A 23,757-nucleotide genomic window follows, 5' to 3' on the forward strand; every position below is an offset into this window, starting at 1 on the left:
TGGTTGAGCGAATGGGCGTAACGAGTGTGCATCGCCTATCCTTGTTGTTATGCCTGTTGAGTTTTGCCACGTGAAACGTGTAATCGTCTGAAAAATGGGAAATTATAATGAAAAAACTGACACAATTCTCCGCTATGTTTCTTGCTACTTCAATCGCATTTTCGTCTTTTTCAGATGATCGCTTCGCCGATGCGAAAGTAGAAACGGTTCATGTAAAGGGAAATATTCACATGTTAACGGGCCCAGGTGGCAATATTGGCGTGACCGTGGGGGAAGATGGTACGCTAATCATAGACGACAAATATGCGCCACTCGGAGATAAAATAGAGCAAGCGCTCGCTACCTTGAGTGATGCCAAGTTACGCTATGTGATTAACACGCACTATCACGGTGATCATACTGGCTCGAATGCACATATGCACGATAAAGGCGCAACGATATTTGCTCATCACAATGTACGTAAACGCTTAGCAAACAACCAAGAGTTGACGAAGGCAGATCTCCCTGTTGTCACGTATGCAGATGGCATAAAAATACATGTCAATGGTGACACGCTAGATATCAAACATTTGCCAACAGGGCATACCGACGGAGATAGCTGGATTGTGTTTGAGTCTGCCAATGTTGTGCATACTGGAGATTTATTCTTCAAAGACCGTTTCCCATACATTGACAAAGGCGCAGGCGGGACGGTTGAAGGCTATATTAACAATGTCGAAATGATGCTTTCACATATTGATGACAGCACCAAAATTATTCCTGGTCATGGTAGCTTAGCCAACAAAGCGGAGTTGCAAGCGTTTGTCGATATGATCAAAGCCACTAATCAAGAGGTTCAGCAGCGTAAAAGCCAAGGTGAGTCGGTAGACGAAATCATTGCGAGTGGATTAGATAAAAAGTGGGCGTCGTGGAGCTGGCAGTTTATTACAGAAGAGAAGTGGATTAAGACGTTGTTTTAAGTGGTTTCTTCAAACTTCTACCGTGGCAACGTGGTTGTAATTGTCGGGTCGCCGACTTTAGCTACAGGCGTTCGTTCAGAGGCGCTTGTTTGAAGGCGGGATTGCACCCGCCTTTTGGGTGAGGGAATTGATCAGTTCGCTTGTTTTGCTTGAGAATTAGAAGCGGAATACACTTTTTCTCCTGCTAACCACGTTTCTAACACGTTGGTGCGCCAAATGGATGTAGCGGGGCCTGCGAAGATATCTTGGTCGATGAGGATAAAGTCGGCGTATGCACCGGGAATCAATCGCCCTACAATCGCTTCTTGATGTGCGGCATAGGCGGCTGAATAGGTGAAGCCGGTAAATGCTTCCTCTACGGTGAGTGCTTCTTCTGGTATCCAGCCTTGTTTGGGTTGGTCATTGCGATCTTGTCGGGTAACCGCCGCGTGAATGCCATAAAAAGGATTCGCCAGTTCAACCGGAAAATCTGAGCCTAGGGCAATGATGGAACCATGCTTAAGAAACGACTTCCACGCATACGCGCCTTTCAATCGCTGCTTGCCTACGCGATCTTCTGCCATATTCATGTCGCTGGTGGCATGTGTTGGCTGCATAGACGGAATGATGCCAATGTCTGCAAATCGAGGAATATCACCTACCTGTACCACTTGTGCGTGCTCGATACGGTGGCGGTGTGTTTTGCCTCCTAAACGCGCAAAGGTGTCTTTGAATTGATCAAGCGCGAGGCGATTAGCACGGTCACCGATAGCATGGTAATTGAGCTGAAAACCTTTTCCTATCACGGTATCAAACAAGGGCTTGAGTGCGTGCTCAGATGTGACCAGTAATCCTTTATTGTCAGTATCGTCAGAATAAGCTGATAGCATAGCCGCGCCGCGGCTGCCAAGGGCTCCATCGCCATAAGCCTTAACGCTGCGAATCCAAATCTGATCGTTGTCACTTCTCACAAAGCCATTATTCAGCATGGTATCGAGTTTAGGATCGGTGGCGGCTATCATCGCGTAAACGCGCACAGGCAATGTACCCTGTTTAGCCATGTCTTGATATATATGGTATTGGCGATAATCAATACCTGCATCATGCATGCTGGTAACGCCTAGACTGAGCAGGTGATCGCCAGCGTGTTGAATTGCTTTTTGAATATACGCGGAATCAGCTTTAGGTAACAGAGGCAAAACACTGTTCATTGCGTTATCAATCAGCACGCCCGTTGGATTGCCGTGTTCATCACGAATGAAACTACCACCAGGCGGGTCCACTGATTCAGCATTTATGTTTGCCAACGCCATGGCTTTGCTATTAAGCCACGCCGCATGGCCGTCTACTCGCTCTAAGTAAATGGGCCTGTCAGGAACCAGTTCATCCAGGACCTTGGCGTTAGGAAAGGATTTTTCAGGCCATAACACCTGGTTCCAGCCTCTGCCTACAATCCAATCTTCAGATGGGGTTTTCTTGACGTAGTTAGCCACTGCTGAGGCCGTGGCTTTTGCCGAGGACAGTCCTCGCACATCAATTTGCAGTAAATTGTCTCCGAGACCAAATAAATGGCCGTGTGCGTCAATTAGCCCAGGCAATAATGTTTTTCCCTTAGCGTTGATTTTGTTTGCTTTAGGGTATTGTGTGACTAACGCTTCTGATCCGACTGCCTGTACTTTTCCCTCTTTGATGGCTAAAGCGGAAAAGCTCGAAAGCTTGCCTTCTTGGTCTATCGTATAGCCATTTGCATTATGTATCACAAGAGATGCGGCGTGCGCCGTGCAGGCGATTGTGGCAAACAAGAGACTGAAAACTATTCTAAGCATGAGCGTTCCCTCTAAAGCGTGTTTATCGTTTCTGTCAGATTCTTTTCTTTCTATTCGCAGGCCATCAACATTTCGACGAGATCAACCCTGCCGCGTTGCTCTAGGATAATATTCTGATGGTTATCGACCACGATCGCAGCACTGCTGTTATAATCGAGAGCAAACTGTTCGCGAATTTGCGCTCGAAGCCTTCCAGACAAGTGGCTATCGCTAGGAAAGTCTTGCCAATGGTTTAAATCATAAAGGACGATTTGCTTGCGCTTTAGGTGCGGAGCCAGTGTAGCAACGGTACTTTGGAAAAGCGCGTGATCTAATCCAGATAAAGAAAAGAAAGCAGTACACTTTGGATGGTGGAAAGCGCGCGCATGAGGGGTAATCGCTATCAACAGTAATGCTGAGCATAAAATGATGACCCTCGTGTTACGCGCCAAAACCATGTGTTTACCTATGTTTATAGTGAAGGCAATATAGACAAATGGTCTTCTTGCCAGATATTGAGCATTTTCTGATTATCTATATTACCGCCACTGAGCAAAACAACAACCGTTTGATTTTTCGGCGTATTCCTCAGATATTCAACAACGGCTTGCATCGACATGGCGCTGGTGGGTTCAATATGCAGCTTAAGCAAGTGCTGTAGCCATTGTGTCCAGTACGCAATGGCACGTTCTTCTACTTCAACGAAACCATCTAAATGTTGTAAATGTGGAAAGGTTTTGTCACCCACTTGTGGCGTTGCCGCCCCATCTGCATGGGTTTGCACGGGGCCGTCTAAAGGAACAATTTTACCCACACGAAGTGAGCGCGCCGCGTCATTTGCATTCAATGGCTCTGCACCAATCACTTTAGTGTCTGGAGACATCGCGAGAGCAGCAATTTTGCTGCCTGCGAGTAAACCGCCCCCACCGCAAGGAGCAAACAGCGCTGAAACATTATCAACCTCTTCAAACACCTCTTTAGCAAGCGTGCCTTGCCCAGCAATGATATCAGGGTGGTTAAAAGGCGGTATCCAGATTGTATCTGGATGCTCAGCGGCCTCAGCGACGGCCGCATCTGCTTGTGTTCTAAGTGGGTAAAGTTTCAGTTCAGCCCCGTAAAAACGTGATGCGGCAGCCTTGACTGCTGAGATAGATTCGGTGCTGTAAATAGTAGCCTTCTTTCCTAGTTTCGCGGCTGCATAGGCGACTGCTTGAGCGTGATTACCCGAGCTATTGGCGATGATATTGTTAGGTAATGTGCCTTCTTCAGACATTTTGCCCAACATGTTCAATGCACCTCGAGCCTTAAATGCGCCTATTTTTTGCAAACACTCAGCCTTAAACAGAATGCGGCTTCCCAGCCATGTATTGAGTAAAGAAGATTCGACAATGGGAGTGTTGTGAATTAAAGGAGAGATTCGCGTATGCGCATCGCATATGTCATTGAAAGTCGGCATGAAATCTTAAGTCTTAAGCGTAACGAGATGTGCCGTACATTGCCATAAAGCCAGTCAGTCAACAAGTGAAATCAACATTGACGCGTAGCGTTCATTTTAGGTTGGGCTGGAGGCAGATAAACGGACAGCTTGAGGCGTTGATTGAGCGTCCTCACAACGTTCTCAGATAAGCCAAAACCACACTATCGCCGACTTATGACAGGATATTCAGCAGCCTAATTCGTCAATTTTTATAAATCTTCTACACTGATTAGAGTTTGTTTTTGTCCACTTTTAGCATTCAAGTTTCAATTTCCACATAGAAATGGAATAGATATATGCAATTTTTTAAATATTTCTCAATTGTTCAAATTAGTGGCGCAATTGGCGGCTTGTGCTTGCTGTTTATCGTCTATCTGGCATTTCGGGTCAGTGCAGACGATTGGAAAACTGTGGCGGATTCCCGCAATGATGTGGAGTTAATCACGCTGCTAGATGCACTTGAAAGTATTGCTCATGAACATGCCAGAGAAAGAGGGCTAACCGCGGGGTATTTGGGAAATCCGAGCTCGGAACAGAAGGCCAAAGTGGATCAACAGCGCGTATTGGCTGACCGAGCGGTGACGGATTTTAACGCCATGCTGAATGATAACGGATTAGATACGCTAGGCATATCAGAGCGGACTAAGTTGCTAGTCGAGCAGTTACCTAAACGAGACGAGCTTCGGCAATTGATTGATGATCAAGCGGAAGTGAATGCATTTGCGTTTTATAGCCAGTTTAACCGTCTTGCTCTGGATGCCGCGCGATCATTGGTGCCTGCTATTACTGCGGCGACAACGAGCCAAGATTTACGGGCAGCCATACTGCTGGCAAGGTTGAAAGAACGTGTGGGGCAGGTGCGAGGCAAAATTAACGGCGTGCTGGCAAAACAAGACATTACAGAGCCTCAGAAGGTAGAAATTCAAGGCTACAAAGACGATATAGATCTGTTAATTGAGTATTTGCTATTAGAGCTGGATGACCGCAGAAAACGCGAATTTCGTGAAGCCCTTAAAAAAGACAGCGTGTATACATTTAATGTTACGGTAGAAAAAGTGATGCGCCACGTTCCTGGGCGGGAGTGGACAATCGCCGAACCTAATTGGTTTAAGCTTGCATCGGAATTTATTACTGAACTGCAAACGGTACTCGACGGAAAATGGAGCGACATCAGAGATGAGGCGCGCGCACACAAAGAGGCCGCGTTCAAAAATGTCATTGTTACTCTGTCGCTTTGCGTTTTACTGCTCGCCTCAATTGTATGGGCATATCTAATGTTATCTTCTACTCTGCGAAATCAACTTAGATTACTCAAGCAGTCATTGAATCAAGTGACAGACCATGGCGACCTAACCGTCACCGTTGACATAGATAGCGACAATGAATTAGGTGACATTGCACGGTCAATCAACCGTATGCTGGACTCCCTGAAAGATTTAATTGTTGGGTTGAGTAACTCGGTGGATGTGGGCGCGCATTTGAGTGAAGGGTTGGATCGGGCTACGTCAAGCATTTTGCATGACGCCACGTATACCCAAGAAATGGCAAATAATATTGCTTCGGCCACCAAGCAAATGGCAAATACAAGTGAAGAAATTGCATCGTCTGCAAACGCCACACTTTTTGCCAGTCAAAACTTAGACAACATTGCAGATAAATCGTTAGCCATAAATGAAACCACCTCCGATGCAATGAAGCGCCTGAGCAGAGGCATGGAAGGCGCACAGCATAAAGCGGGTATGATGGAAAGCCAATTGGCAGAAATTCAGTCTATTCTCGATACGATTAACGGCGTGTCAGAGCAAACCAATTTACTCGCGCTTAACGCCGCGATTGAAGCTGCCCGAGCCGGTGAGCATGGGCGTGGTTTTTCAGTAGTGGCCGATGAAGTGCGTAAGCTAGCCTCACGTAGTAGAGAGGCCTCTGAGCAAATCTCACAGTTATTAGAAAAGCTTAAAGCCGCGAGTTTTGATGTAATTAAGGAAATAGACAGCAACGCAACGCGCACAGTTGAGATGATGAAAGACGTTGAAGCTAATGCGGAAACGGCAACATTAGTGAAGAAACAGGCGAATAATCTTGAAGCGATGGCAAGTACAATGTCGGCATCGGCCGAACAGCAATCTTTGACGTCAAATCAGGTAGCGAAAGAAGTCACCTCTGTGCAAGATGCGGCACAAAAAGAGCTGGAATTAGCCTCTGAGTTAAGAACGCTCTTTGATGATGTAAAAGAAAATACTATGATGCTTCAACGCACATTGGATTCATTCGTTATTGAAAAGTCGTAAATACAAAGGAGTAAACGATGGGATTATTAGACGCTGTTTTAGGTAATGCATCTGAAGTCGATGCATCAGAGGTTGATGCTGAATTAAGGCCAATTCTTGCAGACTCAGAGCAAGTTAAACAGGCCTATAAAGAAATCAGAGATATTTATGCCTTTACACAAAAGCGCCTGATTCTGATTGATAAGCAAGGGATTACCGGCCGTAAAGTGGAATATCATTCCATTCCGTATCGTGCGATTACGCAGGTGAAAGTCGAAACCGCCGGCCATTTTGATATGGACGCAGAACTAAAAGTGTGGATTTCAGGGCAGGAAGCGCCAGTTGAAAAAGAGCTGAAAAAAGACGTTGCAGCGGGCATTCAGAAAACCCTCGCAGACTACATGTTTGGCTGAGCCTTACCTTGTTCTAGCTCAGCATTCTCATCATTAAATTAAACCATCCCGGATAGTACGGTGTACTTCCGAGATGGACGTGTTGTTGCTAAACGCTAAAAATTGAGCTCGCTTTACGCGCGGAAGCTTTAATGGAGTTACAGAATGGTTACTCCATATCAAAGTGTTTATCAAAGAACCCCGTTATTGTTTTATATAAATGGATACCAGTGCTCTTGCCACGAATACTGTGTTTTTTGCCCGGATAGTCCATTACCTCAAACATTAGCGCATTGTCTTGTAGGTGCTTGTATAGTTTGGTGGCATGGGTAAACAGTACATTATCGTCTGCCATTCCGTGGTAAATCAATAATGGGCCTTGTAAGTTATTGGCATAAGGGAATACCGAAGACGCCGTGTAAGCATCGGCAACGTCGTTGGGATTACCCATGTAGCGCTCTGTGTAATGGGTGTCATACAGTAGCCAGTCTGTTACAGGTGCACCTGCAACGCCAGCCTTAAAGTAGTCACCTGCTTTAAACATTGCCATCAAAGACATATATCCACCGTAACTATGCCCATGAACGCCAATACGTGTTGCATCAACATACGGCAGTGTGCGTAAAAATTTCACGCCTTCCACTTGGTCCTCAACTTCAATTGAGCCCATCTTTTTATAAATAGGCTCTTCAAACGCTTTGCCTCGGTAATTTGAACCTCTGTTATCCAGAGAAAACACTACATAGCCTTTGTTCACCCAGTGTTGCATCAATAAGCCACGATTGCCATACCATTTATTTTGCACAACCTGTGCATGAGGTCCACCATAGGTAAACACAATAACTGGGTGCTTGCCTTCACGTTTTTTAGGCGTGAACAAGCGGTAATGTAAGGTGACGCCGTCTTCGCTGTCTATGGTGCCAAACGTGGGTTTGACCCATTGCTGTTGATAAGGATAAAGGGGATGTTGATTGTCTATTTGGTTTTCTTCAAGCCAAGTTAACTGCTTACCGGAGTTAGCGTGAAGGCTTACCTGCCAAGGTGTATTTACCGTAGAGAAGCGATCGATATAAATAGACGCATCGTCACTAAACGTGATGTCATGAAAACCGTCACGTTGTGTCACTTTTGTCACCTTAGGGGTGTCTTGTTTAAAGTTGACTTTGTATAAATGACGTTCAATCGGCGTGTCTTTTCTTCCTGTGAAATAAACATCGCCCGATACATTTTTTACGGCTTCAAGGTCATCAACTACCCATTTGCCTGACGTAAGTTGCTTAACCTGTTTACCGTCAGTGGTATGCAAATACAAATGTTTAAAGCCATCTTTTTCAGATGCCCAGATAAAGTGTTTACCGTCTTTTAGGAAGTAGAGGTCGTCATGAAGGTTAACCCATGTTTTACTGGTTTCTGTCAGTAACACCTGTTGCTTTGCGGTTGGAACATGATAAGCGCGCAGTTCTAATCGTTGCTGATTGCGCGATTGCCACTGATAGGTAAAGGTGTCACTGTCGCGCATCCACTTACCCCTTGCGAGGTAAATGTCTTTATTTTTGCCTAAATCTATCCATGTGGTTTTTTTGTTATCAAGCTGGTGGACGGCAAGTGTAATTTCTACGTTGTTTGTTCCTGTACTTGGGTAGCGCTGCGTGATCATTTTGATGCTATCAGCATAAATTTCACTACGGGTAATTTCTTCAACAGGCGTTTCATCAACGCGAGTAAATGCGATTTTACTCTCATTGCCAGCCCACCAATACCCTGTCATTCGACTCATTTCTTCTTGCGCAACAAACTCAGCCATACCGTACTTAATTGCGCCACCACCGTCTTTGGTAATGGCGGTTTCTTTGCCTGAAGCAATATGTTTGACGATCAAATTTTGATTACGGATAAAGGAGATGTAATTGCCTTTGGGAGAAAAGCGAATATCGGTTTCAAAGCTGTCGGTGTCTAAAATTTTCTTGGCATGTTGCTGACCGAGTTTGAAATAAAAGGCGTCACCCGCTAACGGGAACAGTAGCGCAGAACCGTCGGCAGACCAATGATATTCCATAATCCCGGTGCCGTGCACTCGCATGCGCTCTCGACGCGCTTTTTCTTCATCTGACAACACCTCATTGCCCGTGTGCAAATCGTCAGAATTAAATAGCATGCGGGTTTCACCCGTTTCTACGATGTATTCCCAAAGGTCGTAACGTTCATAGTCGGTTTTCTTGCCTTGCAAGAAGGTAACGCGCTTGCCATCAGGCGACACTTTTAGCGCTTTAGGTTCAGTGCCTCCTAATGCCGGAGACTGAAATATACGTTCAATCGTCAGAGAGTCGTTTGCCATTGCTAGTGGGCTGAGGAAGGAAGCCAGAAGACAGATGAGTTTTTTCATTATTATCAGTATCCTGTTATCAATTACGGCTATTCTAAACGAAATTACAAAGGATAAACATGGTACACGGTTATTCGGCTCTGGTGCTGGGCTCAACGGGGCTGGTGGGGCAGCATCTGTTAGAGCAATTATTAAAAGATGAACAGTATACGTCGGTGACGAGTTTGTCTCGCTCAATGCCAATGGTCGATGATGCCTCTGCGCTCACTGATAAACTGAATATAGTATTGTCGTCGTTGGATAACATGGCCGATCATCAGAACGTGTTTGACGTTGATCATGTTTATGTGTGCTTAGGTACAACCATTAAACAAGCGGGTTCAAAAGCGCAGTTTAAAAAGGTGGATCATGATTACGTTGTGTTAGCTGCGCAACTAGCACAGGCTGCACAGTGCAAGCGTTTTGTATGGGTGTCTTCGGTGGGGGCTGATGCTAGCAGTAGCAGCTTTTATTTAAGAACCAAAGGAAAAGTGGAAGAAACCATCATGAAATTGCAGACACAAAGTGGCAATAAAACCCAGTTCATTCATGTTAATCCTTCGTTGCTGCTTGGTGAGCGAGACACCTTTCGTTTAGCAGAGACTGTGGCCGGCTATTTAGGCAAGTGGTTTGGATGGCTGATGATAGGACCATTGCGAAAATATCGTCCAGTACATGCATCTGATGTCGCCAACTGGATGCGGCACCCTCAACAGCCTACGAATGGGTAAGCGCGTTATGTCAGTAGGGTTTCAATGTAAGCAGTTTTTTGTCGCTCATGATAAATGCGCCATGAAAGTAGGCACTGACAGTCTTATGCTGGGCAGTTGGGTAGAAGCATCCAGTGTGGACTCTGTGTTGGATGTGGGCACGGGATGTGGCCTGCTTGCGCTAATGATGGCGCAAAAAACGTCTGAAAAGACTCAGATTTTAGGTATTGATGTGAATGAAGAGGCCATTGAGCAAGCCCGTGAAAATGCAGCCAAAACAGCTTGGCAAGAGCGCATTAGGTTTCAACATACCCCACTTCAATCGCTTTCATCTAAGCATCGGTATGAATTAATTATCTCAAACCCGCCGTATTTTGAGGCAAAATCAGGCCAGCTCAGTCAGTCGGATCCTCAATATATTGCTCCAGATAAGCGCTTAGCTCGACATACGCTGACATTGCCGCATTCAGCATTACTGGAACATGTTGCGCGCTTATTATCAGAAGATGGTTATTTCTATTGTGTACTGCCAATAGATGCAGCGAACAATGTACAACGTTTGGCGGCATCCTTTGGGTTATTTCCTATCAAGCGTTTGAATATTAAGCCATCTCCTAGCAAGCCAATTAAATTGAGTTTGCTGTGTTTCTCAACGCATCAAAGCAGCTTGCGTGTTGATGAAATGGTTATCAGAGATAGCGAAAATCAGTACACAACGTCGTTTAAGCAGTTATGCCAAGATTTTTATCTGGCTTTTTAATCGGTGCTAGGTCGCTGTTTTTGAATTAGAAAGCGCGAAGTTTAGGTACGAATATTTACCGTTTTATGTGAGGGGGGAATGTACTACGCTGGTAGAGCAACCGAGACTTGCTATAGTTATTATTAGATGGATGTTGGTGCACAGGACGAAACGCGACGCGCAACCTCATGGTGATAACATTATGCGAGATATCGAGTTACCAGATTCCATTTCTAAACTGGTAGACCATCTGAACATTGTACAGCTTTTTTGGCAGGGTATTCCCATTCAATTGCCTCGATTTGCTGTATACGCGATTTTAGATAAGCCTGTGTTTGATAATTACTTTTACAGAGATGGACGTAAAATGGCGCTTATTCGTGTTGATAGATATCAAATTCCAGTTATCGATCCGTTTAGAGGGAATATTGAGCGTCCGCCTGCGCACGTTGTTATTATCAGTCACATTCGAGCGAATCGGTTTGGTTTGTATGGCTACCCAGCCGATGTCGTGCAAGATGACATTTACCTTCCACCAGAGCACCGTTCGGTTAAACGCATTATACGTGATTTTGTGTAGTAGTTAATTCACCGTATATCCGACTATTGATTTTGTCTGTTACTCTATCTGTTTTCGTGTGCTGCGCGCACTTGCTGCGTTTTCAATATAGGAGAAAGCCTTGACAGATTTTGGTGCAGAGTTATTGGGTGCTTGCGCGTTAGTGACTAACTTTATTGGCTACCGCCAAAATGAAATAAATCGCTATCGCATGATTTCTGGTGTCGGCTTAGTATTTCTGAGCGCCCACTTTTTTATGTTAGATGCTATGGCAGCAGGTATTGCGTGTTTATTATCTAGCGTCAGAAATATCATTGCTATAAAAACCCAACATATTGCGGTAGTGATTGTGTTTGTTATGCTCCATTTATTATTTCTAGCTTACGAGTGGTTTATTTTGCATCACAACGCTTGGATATTTGTAGCATACACCTCATCAATTATTTTCACTGTTGGCACTGTGATGCTGTCTAATACCACACGTATTCGGCAATGGTTTATTGTCGCTGAAAGCTTAGGACTGGTTTATGCTCTGTCTGTAGGAAGTGTGTTCGGCAGCATATTTAACATATCTAATTTAATCAGTATTTTTATTAAGTTGGCGGCGGACAAGCCTGAATCACAACGTGATGAATGCAACTCATAAACGACAGTGCAAAAAAAACCTCGCATTTGCGAGGTTTTTAGAAATTATATAGAGGTTTAGGGATTATTGACCCTGAACCAATACAGAAACTTTGTCGATGCCAGCTAATTTAGTCTGGTTCATCACTTCCACTACGATACCATGCTTCGCTTTAGGGTGAGCTTGGATACCAGCAGAGTCTGTGTTGTTTTCAGCAAGGAATGTTTGGATATTTGCTACAACACGACGAATATCAACTTCACGGTTGTTCATCACGATAGTGCCATTTTCGTCGATACGAATGGCTAATGATTTTTTATTCGTTTCTGGCGGTGGAGTATTTCTGTCCTCCGGACGATTCACGTCCAAGCCCTTCTCTTTAACGAAAGACGTGGTAACGATAAAGAAGATCAACATGATGAATACGATGTCTAGCATCGGTGTCATGTCGATTGACGCTTCGTCATCAGCGGAGCCGTGTTTCTTTTTTCTCATAGTTCAAACCACATATCTAAGGATAGCTTTCTAGTATAGAATTATTTGGGGGCGTGAGTAAATGAATTATAACCAACTCTTTACACTTTTCTTTGCTTGTCCGACCTATTTCGTGTCGTCATTAGCCTTCCCTCAGCGCGTATTTTTATCTGATCTTGGGCAAGATCGCAAGATCGTTTCGTTGCCAATGGCGAATCAGACATCCTGAATAGGCGTCATTAATGACTAACCAAACGTTAAATGAACAGTCTAAACGCTTGCTGTAAAAAGTATTTAAGGATTGTCTTTCTGTTTTACCAATGCGTATGTCAGCAATGAAAAATAATCATATAAAGGCAACGACATCGCTTGCAGGTGTTCGGGGGTAGGGTATAAGCCGAGTTTGGCTTCCTGACTTTGCTTCGTTCCCTGTACCAAAAAGGTATTTTTTATCTCACTGGATTGAATAATGGCTTCAAATGCGCGTGCTGCCATCTCTTGAGGTTGCGCATAGTAAAATAGCTTTAGTGTGCGATCTGCCATTGCACTTTGAATAACGTATGGGTGAGGTTCGTCACCACTTTCGTTCAGAAACAGCATTTTAAACCAATGGGAAAGTGCCTGATTTAATGGGTGAGAGTGTGTACGCGCATCGTTGAGCCATAATTCACTGGCAAATTGAAGTGGCGCGACTTTTTCAAACATATACTGAGAAACATAATGGTCAAAGGCATGAAACCACTCGTGTGCCAAGGCACCGCCACCAGCGTTTTTTGCTAAAGCCAGTTGCCGTATCTGTGGTGCGTAATGGGCGCTACTGTGCTTCTGACCGCCGCTGCCAAAGGCAATGGACAGTGTGCCATTTAAAGAGATTACCTGTTCGGGCAAAGACAATATGTCCATGAGGTCACATAGTGCATCAAACATAAGATTAGCAGCAATTTGTTGCTCTTCTTTAGTCACCCACTTGCCGACTTTGGCGGTTTTGAAGCCGAAATATTTCACAATATCAGCAAAAGACACATCCGCTCCTCCGCGATGGTTTTCACCGTTGCGATAAAAAGGGCGATGCAACCTAGACGGGCTTTTAGGATTTTCTGAATGAGACACGAAGCGAGCCGTTAGTGATCCATGTCAGCGAGTTCGGTTAAGAGCCGTGTTGTCCAATTGTCGATTCTGTCATCTGTGACATCAAACTGGTTCTCATCATCAAGAGATAACCCTACAAAATGCGATTTGTCTTCCGTCAACGCTTTTGATGCTGTGAACTCGTACCCCTCGTTTGGCCAATATCCGATAAAACGACAGCCCAGAACTGCCAGCTCATCATGAAGCATACCCAGCGCATCTTGAAACCAGTCAGCATACCCCATCTGATCGCCCATACCGTACAAGGCAACGACTTTATCTTTAAGGTCAAGTTGTTTGACATCGTCCCACTGACTTTCCCAATCTTCCTGTAGTTCGCCGAAATCCCAAGTAGAAATGCCAAAAATCAGCACATCAAACTGTTCTGCGTTTTTGAGGGGCACATCTTTAATATTATGAATATGTACCACGTCACCGGCGAAGAGGGTGTTCAATGCAATCTGAATTTTTTCAGCTGCCATTTCGGTGTAACACGTTGTCGAGCCGTAAAATAGCCCAATCGCGAAGTCATTTTCAGACATGAAAACTCTTTAATTCATTATTTTCCGTTATTTTGCGAAATTGTGTTGGCTGGGTAAAGAGTCTCTGGCTTTTTCCTTACACTGATAATGAACATTAATGGTAATAATTCGCTACGCATGTTCTGTAAGGGTAGTCTTGAAGGCATAAAAATGTCGTCGGGGGAGGCAGATGGACAGCAGCATTTTGTTTTTTGTCAGCACGCTAACATCTGCGGTTGCAGCAATTGCAGGCATGGGGGGCGGCATGATGCTAATCGCTATTTTGCCGAGCTTTTTACCTGCCAGTGCAGTGATTCCAGTGCATGGTGTGGCACAATTGGCAAGTAATGGCTCTCGCGCATTTATTGCGATTACGCATGTGCGCTGGGCGTTTCTAAAACCGTTTTTAGTTGGCTCGGTGCTTGGCGTATTGTGCGTGAGTGTATTGGTGCGCTACGTTTCTGCTCAAACTTTGCTGGTAGGTATGGCGCTGTATATTTTACTTACGCTTTGGAGCACGGCATTTTCGCGGTTTATCAAGCGAGCAGAGCGATTCTCTGTGGCGGGTTTTTGGCAATCTGGACTCAGTGTTGTAGTCGGAGCAACTGGGCCGCTTACCACAACACTGCTGACCAAAAAATGCGATAGCAAAGACGAGATCATTGTGACCAATGCCGTATTTATGGCGTTCAGCCATGGGTTTAAAATCCCGTTATTTTTATGGGTTGGGTTTAACTATGCTACTTACTGGTTGGAAATCGTTCTGCTTAGTATTGGCGCGGTTCTGGGTTCTTATGTCGGTACATGGTTACGTCAATTTGTAAGCGACCAGCACTTCAAACTTTGGGTTAAAATTGCGCTAACATTGCTCGCTATACGTATTATTGCTACCTCGCTTGTTTAAGATTCAGTCGGTGTGTTTTGGCTGTCTTTGTCGTCTTTGACTGAAAATTGGGTGACTTTTCCATCGCTACCCAATACGTTACCGTCAACCAAAGCCCCCTGCTGCTTAACGATTAATTCGCCTATGCCACTGCCATTATGCAAAGAGCCAAAGGTGTTATGTGTAGGAATCCGTGGCGTAATTTTCATATTTCTTCGTCGCGTGAACCAATTTAGCGGTGAACGGCGGTGATAAAGAATGTGGTTTAAGCGATCAAACCAAGTAATTAGTGCATCGGGAAATGTATTTTTTATCCCGCTACAGGTGATTTGAGTAATTCTGGGTGTGTTGCGTTTAAATCGAAGCGTGATGTCGTAAATAAAGCTGTAATGCACATCTCCAGACAGAATCACAAAGTGCTTTGGCGTTTTGGGGTTTCTAAAAATGTTCAGGATTACGCTTGCAGTGCCTTTGTGTGCCATCCAGTTTTCTGCATCGACCATGAGGGCTTTGCCGAAAAAGGTAAAAATACGTTGAATAACTTCGATGAGTTTCACCCCAAAAATAGGAGCGGCAGACACCATAATCACCGAGGGTTGATCAATAAGCTCCTGTTGCAGTTCACTCAGGGCTTCCCAGTCCATTAACCCTGAAGGTTTACCCACATCCGATTCTGAGCGCCACCGATGGGTTCGGGTATCGAGTACAATAAATTTAGGCTCGGTGTTTAAGTGATAATGCCATTCTGACCAATCGAGCAGCGTATCAACAAGCTGATTGTGATGGCTGATGCCTGCTTCTGAAAAGTGTGATTTGCAGGACGCCGTTAACGGTGCCATGACATTCGGTTGGTTGCCCCAACCCTGACATAGCCAATACCCAGCCAAGGCATTGCCAATAATCCGCTTACCAAATGGATGCCCGTATGCCGCTTCTTCCCAACCTCGGGTCAGGTTCCAGTCATCGGTAATGTCATGATCATCAAAAATCATATACACAGGTACATGGGCTAATGCGCGACGAACCTTATGCAGGCCTGCAACAAAATCTTCGATGATGCCCTGTTCTTGGGTAAAACGTGCCGTAAATTGTGGTGCGACTTTACTACTATCAAATGCAATAAGCGGCCACAATGCATCAGACCACACAAGGCAATACATGGCGATTACTTCATTAAACGCGATGAGATGATTATTTGCATTAACAGAGGTAAAAATGGGCTTAGATTTCGCCTTAAAAAACGTCTTATAAAAGGTTTCAGTTGCGTCGTCATCAGGCAGTAGCATTGGGCGCTTATAATAAGAGTGTTCGTGATCGATAAGTGACTGACTGTTGTCGATAACGCTGCTGTCTAATTCTTCGTGAAATAAACCCAGTAAATCAATAACCTGATGAATCGCCTGCAGCATTGGCCCCGCTACGTCATCGGTGTAAACCTGATCACCAGACATCATTAATAAATCAGGCATGGCGGATTTGTCTTGCAGACTGTCTTGAATGCGTTGGTCTAAAATCAGTAATCCGTCTTTGCTGTCATGATGCGGCTTTCGACATGAGCCATGAAAAACATGCTCAAGCGAAGAGGGAACAGTAAAACTCGGTAACGATTCATTCTGATAGCAGAGCGTCGGTATAAGTGCGCTCAGTGATTGTGAATGTTCTTCTCGAGTAAGGGTAATGTCATAGAAAAGGCGCGTTTGCGTTGGCAGCGGATCAGTAAAATGTACGTGTAACATGGTGACGAATGCATGTTTACCCACAGGAATTTGCTGGCACTGCTCTGCGTTGAGCTGGTCGTCAAATAGCGTACCTGATTGGCTTTTGAGTAACAATGAATACGTGTTTTGTGCAGTGGTGATTAACCAAATGCTCACTTCATTTGGCGTAACGTGTCGCACAATCGGGCCTGCCACAATATCAGGCAGCGAATTAGGTGAAGATACGATGGGCTGTTCCAATTATTCGGTTAATATGTTGTTTTTTGCTTAGTCTGCATCAGATTTAAATGTATGATCAACCTCTTGGGCCAAAACTTCGGGTAGATTCACTCGATAAAATGTAAGAATTCGTAAGTGACGTACGCACAAGGCACACATATGAAAAGATCTGGATTGAACATATTCATTAGGATATTGGCAACGAAATTTTGTCTGATAGCCATGTTAACGAGTGTTACCGGTTTGGTTAACGCACAAGATAGTACAGAAGACGAACTTCAACTCTACGGAGAGTGGATTACCGAGCCTAATGGTGACGTGATGGTGAACCCACAAACATCTGGCTTGGTGCTTTGGCGTAATCAATTATTAACCCTTTCTGATGGCAGTGCCGATCAGTCGCAAGTAAATCAACTTCATCAACTGCATGCAGAAAATGCCAAACTGTCTGATCAACACTATGCATTTACTTTCAGTGATCAGGTGAAGCAGTCATGTTTTTATCCTTATTTGGCAGACAAGCCCGATTACGAAGCCTTAGCGATTGATGCGCACGATGATTCGGTGTTTTACGTTGTGACTGAGGATGCAACACGTGCAGAAAATACGTTATCTAATAATTGTGCATTTTCTTCCAAAGAGACAGGCTCGACCGATTACCCAACTTTACTATTAAGGCTGCAATTAACATCGGACACACAACTCGTTGTGACCCATGTTCGCCCATTGCGTTTCTCGGCAGACGACAGCGTAGGTAACTTCCCAAATGACGGCATTGAAGGGTTAGCGATGGCAAGCGATGGCACCTTATATCTGGGTTTAGAAAAAGATGCAGAAGGGCAGCCTCGAATTTTTAGAATCGGCAATATTAAAGCACAGTGGCAATCTGGAGACTTCTTACCCGTAGAAGATGCAAAGCTCAAGGTGCCTAAGTTCGCAGCAGGTGCACATCCTATTAATGGTATGGATGTCATGACTGATTTAACTGGACATGAATGGATTGTAGCAGCTGCGCGCAATGATAACGAATTGTGGTTTATCGATACTCGCGCACAGAGGGACACACATAGGGTTAAATTGGCTTTTTGGGCACCTACACGTGTGCTTGAAGGGTGTGATAGGTTCACCTTAATGGATAATGCGTCTTTAGAGGGCGTAGCGGTCAGTCAGGATAAAATTTGGCTGATTAATGACCCGTGGAAGGTCAATTACTTGAAAAACGCAACCTGCAAGAAAACAGAATTCATGTATAAACAATTTGCGCCTTTGTTGTTTTCAGTGGATAGAGCAGAAATGATGTCTATGCTTCAGGCGCAATAGATGCCAAGCGGGTAACGTGGCTACCCGCATTTTGTACATAGAGAGTGTTACTGGGCTTTAAGCTTGCTCGCAAACGTTTGTTTAAATTTCTTCAGCTTAGGCGCCACGACCATATTGCAGTAGGTGTTCTGCGGGTTATTATTAAAATAATCCTGATGATAGTCTTCAGCTTGATAATAATTACTAAGTTCAGTGACTTCAGTCACCACGGGATTGTCCCAAATTTGTTCTTCTTCCATTTCTTTAATAATGGCCAGCGCTTCGTCTTTTTGGGCGTCGTCGTGGAAGAAAATCGCACTTCGATATTGGGTGCCAATATCATTCCCTTGCCGATTAAGCTGCGTTGGGTCATGCAATGCAAAGAAGATTTCTAGCAAATCTCGGTAGCTGAGTTTATCAGCATCAAAATTCACTCTTACCACTTCTGCGTGTCCGGTATTGCCAGTGCATACTTCTTCGTAAGTGGGATTGGTTTGATGCCCTCCCGCATAGCCTGAAAATGCCGATTCGATTCCTTCAACCTGATTCAGAGCTGATTCTAAACACCAAAAGCAGCCGCCAGCGATGGTTGCATGTTGAATATTCGCCATAAAATGATTTCCGTCTGGTTTTTAAAACTATGTGGGCTTACTGAGTGCAAACTTCAAGTCATCCGAATATAAAATCTTTACGTATAATCATTTGAAAAAACGAATATGTAGGCGTACGTTGATGTACACACACGTTGCTGTATGGCTGATACATAAGAGTGAGACATGATTAAAATTTTCTATGATGGGCTTTGTCCGCTTTGTCAGGCAGAAATGAACGCATTAAAAAAGCGAGACACCCACAATGCATTGCAAACGGTCGATATTCAGTCGCCTGACTTTGTGCAAGCCTACCCGCAACTCGATTGGCAGGCTCTCAATGCACGTATTCATGCAATGCTACCTGATGGCACGGTTGTGACTGGTTTGGATGCAACCCATATTGCGTGGAAAGCGGTTGGACGGGGATGGCTTTACGCGCCACTGCGCTGGCCGGTGATTCGCTGGTTTGCTGATGCTGCGTACACTTTTTTTGCAAAGCATCGATATACCATATCGTATTGGCTAACGGGCAAGAAGCGCTGCGAACGCTGTGTTGTAGATACCTCGTTCGACAGCGATGAGAACAAGCGTCGTTAAATTGAGATGTTGGAGACAATGATTTGAACGCAGGCAATGCTATTGTAATTGGTGCATCAGGCGGCATAGGACGGGCGATTGTGCATGCTCTAGCCTCTTCTAATCAGTACAACAAGGTGCATGCTGTTTCAAGGCAACCAACACCGGAGTCTGAATTTGGTTTAAGCAATATAGTCAACCACAGTGTAGACAGTCGCAATGAAACTGAGATTGCCGCTTTGATTGAGTCATTGAAACCAGATGGCCAGTTTACTTTGGCCGTTAATACAATTGGTGTGCTTCACCAAAATCAGCAAAGTGACACAGCGCAAAACGCTATCCACCCCGAAAAGAAATTGGAAGATATAACGTCAGTTCAGCTCAGTGATTACTTTCATACTAATGCCATCTTACCTGCATTGTGGTTAAAGTACCTTGTGGGATTATTGAAAGGCGATCAAATTGCACACAGCGTTGTGCTGTCGGCACGAGTGGGAAGTATAGAAGACAACCGACTTGGCGGCTGGTATGGCTACCGCGCAAGCAAAGCGGCCCTCAATATGCTGGTCAAAACGGCGAGTGTTGAGTATCAGCGTCGGGCAAAAAACGTCGTGCTCACGTGTTATCACCCAGGTACGGTCGATACTGAGCTGTCGGCTCCGTTTCAAGGCAATGTGAAAGACAGCAAGCTGTTTACGCCTGAGTTTACTGCTCAGCAACTGCTGAGTTTCTTACCAGACTTCACGCCTGAAAATTCTCCCTATTACATTGATTGGCAAGGTAAAAATATTCCTTGGTAATGCTGTTTACAATTTTTTTACACTCATCCGCGCTGTAAGGCGAAGACATTTCTTAAATAGGCTGATAACATCCGCTGTCAAATAATTAAAATGATGTTGGAGTAGGTATGGGAGCAGCCCGCGAACAATTCGGTTCTCGCTTAGGATTTATTTTGGCTGCCGCCGGTTCGGCTGTAGGTATTGGAAACATGGTTGGGTTTCCAGTTGCAGCAACGAAAAACGGGGGCGGAGCTTTTTTATTAATTTACGCACTGTTTGTGTTCTTCATTTGTTTACCTGTGATGCTTGCAGAAATGTCGGTAGGGCGTGCAAGCCGTAAAGACCCTCTAGGGGCATATTCGACGTTATCTAACCGAGATGGAAAGTGGCTGATTGCAGGCTGGCTTTCGATTGTCACGCCGTTCATGATAGCCGTGTTTTATTTGGTCTTGACCGTTTGGATTTTCGGGTATTTAGTGCAATCGTTGATGGGCAATTTGTCGGCGTTGGCTGATCCCGCGACCTTTGGCGCCTTTGTTAATGATCCCATGTTGTTTGTATATATGGCTGGCGTGTTGGCTGTGGTATACCTGATTCTGCAAGGGGGAGTAAAACAAGGTATTGAAAAAGCCGCTAAATTTATGATGCCAACCTTGTTCTTCATGTTGATTGCATTAGTGATATTTGTACTGACACTCGATAATGCGTTTAAAGGCGTGGAGTTTTACGTTGTCCCTGATTTTAGTCAAATTAACGCAAGTGTTGTGAGTGCGGCATTATCTCAAGCATTCTTTTCCTTGTCTTTGGGAATGGGGATCATGATTACGTATGGTTCTTACCTAGACAGCAAAAGTGATGTACCGGGCGCAGCTAAGTTGGTGGCGCTAACCGATACAGCGGTTGCGTTTATTGCCGGGTTGTTGATCTTGCCTGCCGTATTTTCATTTAACCCTAATACCAATACGGCTGAGCTTAGTGACTCTACCGTCAGCATGATCTTTACCTTCTTGCCTAAAATCTTTTTGGCGTTGCAGGCGTCAATTGGTTACATAGGTGCAAGTGTGGTGGCAAGTTTATTCTTCTTACTTGTATTCTTTGCTGCTATCACATCATTGGTGTCGATTTTTGAAGTGCCCATAGCAGCTTATATGGATGAGCGCCAAGCCAGTCGTAAAAAAGCGCTAACGGTGCTGGGTATGCTGTTGGTTGTTATTGCAGGGTTAGCATCGACATCATTTGGAATGATGAGCTTTTTTACCGACTTCGTTAGCTATGCAGGGGCGAATAAGTCGTTTTTTGATGTCATTATTGACGTGTTCTATGACACCATTTTGCCATTGAATGGTTTGCTCATCTGTATCTTTGTTATTTACCGGTGGAAAAAAGCAAACTTTAATGCAGAGCTAGATAAAGGGGCTGAAAGTTACAAAGCCAGCTTATTCGAGCGCTATGTTGACTTCTCTGTTGGTACTTTCATTCCTGCCATTTTGTTAGTGATTTTTGTGAATACAGTGGCGATAAAGTATTTTGGTGTCGCGATTATTGGCTAATGACGTGTCTTTTTAAGACAGTGATTTGTTTTGTTAAAAAGCCCGAGTTATTCGGGCTTTTTTGATTTTTCTCTATTTGTTTTTGGTTTCTTTGTTTTGACTTCTTTCTACATATTTAGCCTTAAGCTTAACGTCTAGCAATGTTTCTATGTCGCTTAAGTTGGGCGTGGTATGAGTGTGGGGTCCTTCGAATTTATAGGGTGATAACGCGGTTGTCGTTATCTGGAAAGTAGACAGCTGACTGCGATCAAAGCCCGTGTTTAAAGGGCGGGATTGTGCCCGTCCTCTGGTCGCTCATGATGTATGTCAGACACCCACTTACCGCTCCAGCTTTTAATAGCAAGCGCGGTGCTTAGGTGTCACACAGATTAACGAAAATCAGTAAGCATGCTATCGGGGGTGGGGTAACGGAGTGTTAAATCCAGTGTCGACAGCGTGTAACTTGAATCGATTGCTTTACCGTGAGGTGAAGGCTGAGGGTCATTGGCAAAGTGAGGGCTTTCTATATCGAGTACAGCGCATGCACTTGTGTAGTAGTCGGCTTTTATAGGATGCGCTTGAGCGGCAAGATGAAAGGTTTCTCCCCATTTTGATTGCTCAGCAATATGTTTTATTGCTTGGATAGCATCGTCTAAATGCACAAGGTTAATACGTTGGTTTGCGCCTTTAATGTCTGTGCGCCCCGCTAAATATTTGGCTGGGTGACGGCCCGCTCCCACTAAGCCGGCTAATCTAAGAATTGATGCTTGTGATTTGAACACCGCTCGTGCGTGCTCTTCAATGCGCATGTTTGCGCGGCCAGAGCCTGTGTCTGGTTTACATCTCTCTTTTTCGGTAATTGTGCCATCGTTACTCGCTCCGTAAACGGAGGTGGTACTGATATAAATGATGTGTTTGCAGCCGTGTTCATAGGCCTGATCAATAATATGTTGCATGTTGCTGGTGTACGCATCTTCGTCGAGGTGCTTACGCCCCGAGGGAATATTCAGAACAAGCACATCTGATTGGCTTAGGGCATGCGTTAGCGCTGTTGATAACGGTGAATCCAGAGACATAGTATGTGCGTCGATGCCCAGTTCGCGTAGTTCGTCTGCGTCGTGTTGGCGCTGTTTGGTACCTGCAACTGTGTGGCCGTCTCGTAGAAAAGAAAGTGCGAGCGGCAATCCAAGCCACCCGCATCCTAATATGCTGATTTTCATAGGGTTCCAGAGTTTTTCGGTTGTTAACCTATCTGGAATAGCCTATCACATTGCATCTTCAGACTGCACTACATTCACTACATTCAACGCTGAGAGTGCATTGGATGACTGCTGTAGGCTATTTTCAGCATCGTCGATACGTTGCAAGGTGTAGCACAGCGCATCCGCTCTCGCTTCTAAACGCTCCGCTTTCGCTTCTACATCGCGCTCAATGTCTTCTGCGAACCGTTCCATTTTTGCCGTAAATGCATCTATATCTGCGCCATTTACGATAAGTTGTTTCCCTAGCGCCATCATTAAGTGGCCCATAGATGAGGAAATTGCATCGTCTACCGCTTGATCAAATTCTTCGTCCCATGCTGCGTCAATGAAGTCTCCATCTTGAAACGCGTTGGAGTCTAGCTGGATAGAACCATCAGCAGCATAAAAGTTGCTTTGCACGCGATCACCCAGTTCGTTCATTTTGCCTGTCAGGTCGGTAATGAACTCACTGTCTTGTCCTAGTATTTCTGAAAATGCAGTATCGATAGCTTCACTGGCAATCGAAATACCATCAGCAGCGATAGAGGCAATTTCTGGTACAAGCGTTTGAAATCCATCGTAATAGTTTTCAACCCAGCGTTGTTGGTCTGCTGATAGAGATTGCGCCTCACCATTCACTTTGACGGTATAGTGTTTGTCGATTTCGATAGTGTTGTTACGATCGGTTGAAACGGTCAAAATTTGATTGCTAATCTTAAGATTACCATCCAATTCCACATTACAGCTTGAAGAAAAGTCCCCTTTTATAGACATTGCATTGGCATTACTCGCAGCACCTACCAGTGCGGCAGCGATGAAGATGGGTAGTGTTTTACGAATTAGCATGGTTGTTCTCCTGATTAACCTGTCTTTATGCGTAGACATGTTGAGTAATACGCAAACGCCAAGCCAATAATGAAAAA

General features: G+C 44.7%; 24 protein-coding genes. 13 read left to right on the forward strand and 11 right to left on the reverse strand.

Going from position 1 to position 23,757, the window contains the following annotated elements:
• Window positions 1–107 precede the first annotated feature (107 nt).
• Window positions 108–959, forward strand: a complete 852-nt coding sequence (locus OE749_RS08165) for an MBL fold metallo-hydrolase (RefSeq protein ID WP_263711945.1) — start codon at window positions 108–110, stop codon at window positions 957–959.
• 131 nt (window positions 960–1,090) lie between these two features.
• Here the strand turns inward: OE749_RS08165 and OE749_RS08170 are convergent, their stop codons facing one another.
• From OE749_RS08170 to OE749_RS08180, 3 genes are read right to left on the reverse strand one after another with little or no spacing between them, the layout of a single operon-like run.
• Window positions 1,091–2,764, reverse strand: a complete 1,674-nt coding sequence (locus tag OE749_RS08170) for an amidohydrolase (RefSeq protein ID WP_263711946.1) — start codon at window positions 2,762–2,764, stop codon at window positions 1,091–1,093.
• Window positions 2,765–2,814: 50 nt separating this feature from the next.
• On the reverse strand, window positions 2,815–3,201 hold the full coding sequence (locus tag OE749_RS08175; RefSeq protein ID WP_263711947.1) for a hypothetical protein: 387 nt from the start codon (window positions 3,199–3,201) through the stop codon (window positions 2,815–2,817).
• Between the two features lie 14 nt (window positions 3,202–3,215).
• Entirely contained in the window at window positions 3,216–4,199 is a 984-nt protein-coding gene (locus tag OE749_RS08180; RefSeq protein ID WP_263711948.1) for a serine/threonine dehydratase, read from the reverse strand.
• Between the two features lie 317 nt (window positions 4,200–4,516).
• Here OE749_RS08180 and OE749_RS08185 point away from each other — a divergent pair, with 317 nt between their 5' ends.
• Both OE749_RS08185 and OE749_RS08190 read left to right on the forward strand, forming a co-directional pair.
• Entirely contained in the window at window positions 4,517–6,508 is a 1,992-nt protein-coding gene (locus OE749_RS08185) for a methyl-accepting chemotaxis protein (RefSeq protein ID WP_263711949.1), read from the forward strand.
• A gap of 17 nt (window positions 6,509–6,525) precedes the next feature.
• A complete protein-coding gene (locus OE749_RS08190) occupies window positions 6,526–6,900 on the forward strand; it encodes a PH domain-containing protein (protein ID WP_263711950.1) in 375 nt (124 codons plus the stop codon).
• A 148-nt stretch (window positions 6,901–7,048) separates the two neighbouring features.
• Here the strand turns inward: OE749_RS08190 and OE749_RS08195 are convergent, their stop codons facing one another.
• The gene (locus OE749_RS08195; protein ID WP_263711951.1) at window positions 7,049–9,262 is read right to left on the reverse strand and encodes a S9 family peptidase; all 2,214 of its coding nucleotides are present in this window, start codon (window positions 9,260–9,262) and stop codon (window positions 7,049–7,051) included.
• A gap of 59 nt (window positions 9,263–9,321) precedes the next feature.
• Between OE749_RS08195 and OE749_RS08200 the strand changes: the two genes are divergently transcribed.
• The 4 genes from OE749_RS08200 to OE749_RS08215 all read left to right on the forward strand — a co-directional run bounded on the left by OE749_RS08200 (window position 9,322) and on the right by OE749_RS08215 (window position 11,895).
• Window positions 9,322–9,972 (forward strand): NAD(P)H-binding protein, encoded by a 651-nt coding sequence (locus OE749_RS08200; RefSeq protein WP_263711952.1) that lies wholly within the window; start codon window positions 9,322–9,324, stop codon window positions 9,970–9,972.
• 7 nt (window positions 9,973–9,979) lie between these two features.
• The gene (locus tag OE749_RS08205; protein ID WP_263711953.1) at window positions 9,980–10,711 is read left to right on the forward strand and encodes a tRNA1(Val) (adenine(37)-N6)-methyltransferase; all 732 of its coding nucleotides are present in this window, start codon (window positions 9,980–9,982) and stop codon (window positions 10,709–10,711) included.
• Window positions 10,712–10,847: 136 nt separating this feature from the next.
• Window positions 10,848–11,270 (forward strand): hypothetical protein, encoded by a 423-nt coding sequence (locus OE749_RS08210; RefSeq protein WP_263711954.1) that lies wholly within the window; start codon window positions 10,848–10,850, stop codon window positions 11,268–11,270.
• A 100-nt stretch (window positions 11,271–11,370) separates the two neighbouring features.
• The gene (locus OE749_RS08215) at window positions 11,371–11,895 is read left to right on the forward strand and encodes a YgjV family protein (protein WP_263711955.1); all 525 of its coding nucleotides are present in this window, start codon (window positions 11,371–11,373) and stop codon (window positions 11,893–11,895) included.
• A 63-nt stretch (window positions 11,896–11,958) separates the two neighbouring features.
• Here OE749_RS08215 and OE749_RS08220 read toward each other — a convergent pair whose 3' ends face one another.
• On the reverse strand, window positions 11,959–12,369 hold the full coding sequence (locus OE749_RS08220; protein ID WP_263711956.1) for an ExbD/TolR family protein: 411 nt from the start codon (window positions 12,367–12,369) through the stop codon (window positions 11,959–11,961).
• A gap of 61 nt (window positions 12,370–12,430) precedes the next feature.
• On the opposite strand from OE749_RS08220, the gene OE749_RS08225 reads away from it, so the two are divergent.
• On the forward strand, window positions 12,431–12,577 hold the full coding sequence (locus OE749_RS08225; protein WP_263711957.1) for a hypothetical protein: 147 nt from the start codon (window positions 12,431–12,433) through the stop codon (window positions 12,575–12,577).
• 65 nt (window positions 12,578–12,642) lie between these two features.
• Here the strand turns inward: OE749_RS08225 and OE749_RS08230 are convergent, their stop codons facing one another.
• Together OE749_RS08230 and fldB are read right to left on the reverse strand one after the other, a co-directional pair.
• A complete protein-coding gene (locus tag OE749_RS08230; RefSeq protein WP_263711958.1) occupies window positions 12,643–13,458 on the reverse strand; it encodes a CLCA_X family protein in 816 nt (271 codons plus the stop codon).
• An 11-nt stretch (window positions 13,459–13,469) separates the two neighbouring features.
• A complete protein-coding gene (gene fldB / locus OE749_RS08235) occupies window positions 13,470–14,018 on the reverse strand; it encodes a flavodoxin FldB (RefSeq protein ID WP_263711959.1) in 549 nt (182 codons plus the stop codon).
• A gap of 169 nt (window positions 14,019–14,187) precedes the next feature.
• Here fldB and OE749_RS08240 point away from each other — a divergent pair, with 169 nt between their 5' ends.
• Window positions 14,188–14,901, forward strand: a complete 714-nt coding sequence (locus OE749_RS08240; RefSeq protein ID WP_263711960.1) for a sulfite exporter TauE/SafE family protein — start codon at window positions 14,188–14,190, stop codon at window positions 14,899–14,901.
• On the opposite strand, the gene OE749_RS08245 is transcribed toward OE749_RS08240, so the two are convergent.
• Window positions 14,898–16,838, reverse strand: a complete 1,941-nt coding sequence (locus OE749_RS08245) for an alkaline phosphatase D family protein (protein WP_263711961.1) — start codon at window positions 16,836–16,838, stop codon at window positions 14,898–14,900. The two genes, OE749_RS08240 and OE749_RS08245, sit on opposite strands and share 4 nt — an antisense overlap.
• 201 nt (window positions 16,839–17,039) lie before the next feature.
• On the opposite strand from OE749_RS08245, the gene OE749_RS08250 reads away from it, so the two are divergent.
• A complete protein-coding gene (locus OE749_RS08250; protein ID WP_263711962.1) occupies window positions 17,040–18,137 on the forward strand; it encodes an esterase-like activity of phytase family protein in 1,098 nt (365 codons plus the stop codon).
• A gap of 47 nt (window positions 18,138–18,184) precedes the next feature.
• Here OE749_RS08250 and msrA read toward each other — a convergent pair whose 3' ends face one another.
• Entirely contained in the window at window positions 18,185–18,727 is a 543-nt protein-coding gene (gene msrA / locus OE749_RS08255) for a peptide-methionine (S)-S-oxide reductase MsrA (RefSeq protein ID WP_263711963.1), read from the reverse strand.
• Window positions 18,728–18,892: 165 nt separating this feature from the next.
• Here msrA and OE749_RS08260 point away from each other — a divergent pair, with 165 nt between their 5' ends.
• From OE749_RS08260 to OE749_RS08270, 3 genes are all read left to right on the forward strand, one after another.
• Window positions 18,893–19,306 carry a thiol-disulfide oxidoreductase DCC family protein gene (locus tag OE749_RS08260; protein WP_263711964.1) on the forward strand — a complete coding sequence of 138 codons (414 nt, stop codon included), beginning with the start codon at window positions 18,893–18,895 and terminating at the stop codon, window positions 19,304–19,306.
• A 23-nt stretch (window positions 19,307–19,329) separates the two neighbouring features.
• Window positions 19,330–20,085 carry an SDR family NAD(P)-dependent oxidoreductase gene (locus tag OE749_RS08265; protein WP_263711965.1) on the forward strand — a complete coding sequence of 252 codons (756 nt, stop codon included), beginning with the start codon at window positions 19,330–19,332 and terminating at the stop codon, window positions 20,083–20,085.
• Window positions 20,086–20,192: 107 nt separating this feature from the next.
• On the forward strand, window positions 20,193–21,614 hold the full coding sequence (locus OE749_RS08270) for a sodium-dependent transporter (protein ID WP_263711966.1): 1,422 nt from the start codon (window positions 20,193–20,195) through the stop codon (window positions 21,612–21,614).
• A 368-nt stretch (window positions 21,615–21,982) separates the two neighbouring features.
• Here the strand turns inward: OE749_RS08270 and OE749_RS08275 are convergent, their stop codons facing one another.
• A complete protein-coding gene (locus tag OE749_RS08275) occupies window positions 21,983–22,813 on the reverse strand; it encodes an NAD-dependent epimerase/dehydratase family protein (RefSeq protein ID WP_263711967.1) in 831 nt (276 codons plus the stop codon).
• 45 nt (window positions 22,814–22,858) lie between these two features.
• Window positions 22,859–23,680, reverse strand: a complete 822-nt coding sequence (locus OE749_RS08280; protein WP_263711968.1) for a YggN family protein — start codon at window positions 23,678–23,680, stop codon at window positions 22,859–22,861.
• Window positions 23,681–23,757: the final 77 nt, after the last annotated feature.

The sequence above is a fragment of the Fluctibacter corallii genome, assembly GCF_025751585.1.
GTDB classification, from domain to species: domain Bacteria; phylum Pseudomonadota; class Gammaproteobacteria; order Enterobacterales; family Alteromonadaceae; genus Fluctibacter_A; species Fluctibacter_A corallii.